We start from the raw sequence: 2,878 nt of genomic DNA on the forward strand, positions 1-2,878 counted from the left end.
GTGCAAACTACCCGATGCACACGAGTGTGCTGGAAGGGGTGAACAACAAGATCAAAGTGATAAAGCGCATGGCATATGGATTTAGGGACTCAGAATACTTTTTTCTGAAAATCAAGGCGGCCTTCCCCGGAAAGCCGCGATGAACCGTAAAAAAGCCCCCCAAGGGGCTTTTCTATGACTGCGGCAGTGGCGGCTGAAGAGACTAGGCTTGCCTGGCATCGGCGCCTGCGGGCATGTCCCGCCAGAGCGCCAGAATGAGCAGCGCCAGCAGGGCAAGGGGCGGCACCAGGCAGAGCAACACGCACAGGAAGGTGACAAGCCCCGGGTGGCGGCTCTTGCGCCGGGCCAGTCGCCAGGCCACCACGCCGACGACGATCATCAGCAGCAGCATGAAGAGAACAAACAGGTTGGAGTTGATGGTCATGAAAGCTCCTTTTTCATGGAAAAGGCACACTCTAGCGCCGTTGCGTTCCCGCGCAACTCCCAATCTGGTGGTGCCTCCCCCGGTCGATAGGCGTTTTCTATTTCGCCGATAGATGAGAATGGTTTTCATTTGATGGGATTCTGGGTGATACTGCCTTCATCGCCAGAGGAGACACCACCATGAAAAAGACCATCAGCTTCGCCATCCTGCACTTTTGTGTCGCCTTCACCGTGGCTTACCTGCTGACCGGCGAACTGCTCACCGCCAGCCTGATCGCCCTCATCGAGCCCGCCGTGAACACAGTCGCCTTCTACTTCCACGACCTTGGCTGGCACAAGCTCAAGCCCCACCACAGCCTGCAGGCCAAGACCAGCAGCTTCGCCCTGGTCCACTTCTCGGTGGCCTTCGGTGTCGCCTACCTGCTGAGTGGCGAGCTGCTCACCGGCGGCGTGATGGCACTGATCGAACCTGCCATCAACACCGTCGTCTTCTTCTTCCACGAGCGGCTGTGGCGCAGCCGCCAGACCTTGGCGCTGGCCGGCGTCTGATTGCCATGCAGGGCCGCCCGCCACCCAAAAACACGGGGTGCTCCTGCCTCCTTCGGGTGTAAAGTGTGCTCTGGTCACGGGGCATCATGCCCCCTGTTGGAGCCCTGTCGATGAACAAGATCTTGCTTGGAACCCTGCTGTTTTGCCCTCTGCTGGCCGCCGCAGCCACCCCGTCCTTCGAGTGCGCCAAGGCGAAAGGCGCCGCCGAAACCCTTATCTGCAAGGATGCCGGACTGGCTGCGCTGGATAACGAGCTGTCAGCCCTCTATCCCAAGGCGATTGCCGGGTACTCCCCCGAGCAGCAGAAGAGCGAGCGCGCCATCCAGCGCGGCTGGATCAAGGGGCGCAACGACTGCTGGAAGGCGGGCGACCTGCGCCAGTGCGTGGAAGATAGCTACCAGTTGCGGATCACCGAGTTGCAGATAAAAGGCGGACAACTGAAGGTGCCGACACCGGTGGACTACCAGTGCGGCAAGAGCGTCACCCTCTCCACCTACTTCTACAACGAGGCCAAGCGGCCCGCCGCCATGATCAACCTGAGCGAGGGTAACAACCAGCAGCAGGTGCTCGCCTATGAGACCCCCAGCGCCAGCGGCGCCCGGTACGAGGGGCAAAATCTCACCCTCTGGACCAAGGGGAGCGACGCCATGCTGGAGCGCTACGGTCAGCCCACCCTCAACTGCAGCGAGATCCCGGGCAACTGATCCTCCGCCCGGCCAGAGGCCGGGCAACCACTCCCGTACAGGCAGCAAGTGGGTCACCAGTTGGTGGCCGCTCGCCCCCTTTTACCTATCCCCAGCCCCCTCTCGCCAATCAAGCCCGGACGCCAGGCTTTCGGGCTAGCCTCCATTTGTTGATCTTGCCCGGCAATTCGCCATTGCCTCCTTCCCCTTCGCTCGCGGGCCGTTAATATAGCCAATTGGCAACACACGCCTCGTCGGAGTCTCCAATGAGCCATGCCAACCACGCCCTTTTGGTCAATCGCAGCAAGCTGGAAGCTGACATTCAGGGCGGTAGCGTCGCCAAAGGGCACAACCGGCAAGAGGTAAATGACTGATTCAACCATGTCGAGTGGAGTGAATGTATGGAAACGCACACACTACATCGGGGTCGGCTGATCGACCATCTCCAGCTGGTGGTGAAAGACCTGACCGACAGCGAGCGCTTTTACAGGGCCATACTGGCCACCCTCGATGTGCCAATCGGCGGCGCGGGTGAGGGTTACTTCTGGGCTTACGAGCTGTTTGTCACATCCATCGACAGCCCGGCAGCGCTCGGCGCACTGACCGGTCGCCATCACCTCGCCTTCCAGGCGCAGGACCGCGCCACAGTCGATCGCTTCTATCAGGCAGCGCTGGCCCATGGCGGCCAGGATAACGGCCCCCCCGGCGAGCGGGTCTATCACCCCGGCTATTACGCCGCCTTTGTCCTCGATCCGGACGGCAACAATATCGAAGCGGTTTATCACGGCGAGGCAACGCGCAGTGCAGAGTCGGTTGAGATTCGGTTTTAGCAAGAAGGCGGAGTACTCCAAAAGGTGGGTGTCCTAAGGAAGGTGCGAACAAGTCCCTGATATGAGATCATGTTTGTCATCTGGAGCCATGGAACAGGGTTCATCATGAGTCATCAACTTACCTTCGCCGACAGTGAATTCAGCAGTAAGCGCCGTCAGACCAGAAAAGAGATTTTCTTGTCCCGCATGGAGCAGATTCTGCCATGGCAAAACATGGTGGAAGTCATCGAGCCGTTTTACCCCAAGACTGGTAATGGCCGGCGACCTTATCCGCTGGAAACCATGTTACGCATTCACTGCATGCAGCATTGGTACAACCTGAGCGATGGCGCGATGGAAGATGCTCTGTACGAAATCGCCTCCATGCGTCTGTTTGCCCGGTTATCCCTGGAT

Annotated in this window: 6 protein-coding genes; 5 read left to right on the forward strand and 1 reads right to left on the reverse strand. The window is 59.4% G+C overall.

Going from position 1 to position 2,878, the window contains the following annotated elements; all coding sequences use genetic code 11:
• The coding region (locus tag J9889_RS13415) for a transposase (protein WP_210537842.1) at window positions 1-143 on the forward strand (143 nt) is incomplete at its 5' end.
• Between the two features lie 59 nt (window positions 144-202).
• Here the strand turns inward: J9889_RS13415 and J9889_RS13420 are convergent.
• The gene (locus tag J9889_RS13420) at window positions 203-424 is read right to left on the reverse strand and encodes a hypothetical protein (protein WP_109113174.1); all 222 of its coding nucleotides are present in this window, start codon (window positions 422-424) and stop codon (window positions 203-205) included.
• Window positions 425-603: 179 nt separating this feature from the next.
• Here J9889_RS13420 and J9889_RS13425 point away from each other — a divergent pair, with 179 nt between their 5' ends.
• The 4 genes from J9889_RS13425 to J9889_RS13440 all read left to right on the forward strand — a co-directional run.
• A complete protein-coding gene (locus J9889_RS13425) occupies window positions 604-972 on the forward strand; it encodes a DUF2061 domain-containing protein (RefSeq protein WP_039040193.1) in 369 nt (122 codons plus the stop codon).
• A gap of 110 nt (window positions 973-1,082) precedes the next feature.
• Entirely contained in the window at window positions 1,083-1,676 is a 594-nt protein-coding gene (locus J9889_RS13430) for an MliC family protein (protein WP_210557006.1), read from the forward strand.
• A gap of 380 nt (window positions 1,677-2,056) precedes the next feature.
• Complete coding sequence (locus J9889_RS13435; protein ID WP_210557007.1) at window positions 2,057-2,485, forward strand: VOC family protein; 429 nt, start codon at window positions 2,057-2,059, stop codon at window positions 2,483-2,485.
• A 105-nt stretch (window positions 2,486-2,590) separates the two neighbouring features.
• On the forward strand, window positions 2,591-2,878 hold a 288-nt coding region (locus J9889_RS13440), incomplete at its 3' end, for a transposase (protein WP_246878093.1).

Origin of the sequence: Aeromonas sp. PrichA-15 (assembly GCF_017939245.1) — a bacterium.
GTDB lineage: Bacteria > Pseudomonadota > Gammaproteobacteria > Enterobacterales > Aeromonadaceae > Aeromonas > Aeromonas caviae.

Bases quoted from the DNA above. Each gene is read 5' to 3' on its own strand.
- J9889_RS13420 (WP_109113174.1), bottom strand. From the start codon at position 424: ATGACCATCAACTCCAACCTGTTTGTTCTCTTCATGCTGCTGCTGATG.
- J9889_RS13425 (WP_039040193.1), top strand. From the start codon at position 604: ATGAAAAAGACCATCAGCTTCGCCATCCTGCACTTTTGTGTCGCCTTC.
- J9889_RS13430 (WP_210557006.1), top strand. From the start codon at position 1,083: ATGAACAAGATCTTGCTTGGAACCCTGCTGTTTTGCCCTCTGCTGGCC.
- J9889_RS13435 (WP_210557007.1), top strand. From the start codon at position 2,057: ATGGAAACGCACACACTACATCGGGGTCGGCTGATCGACCATCTCCAG.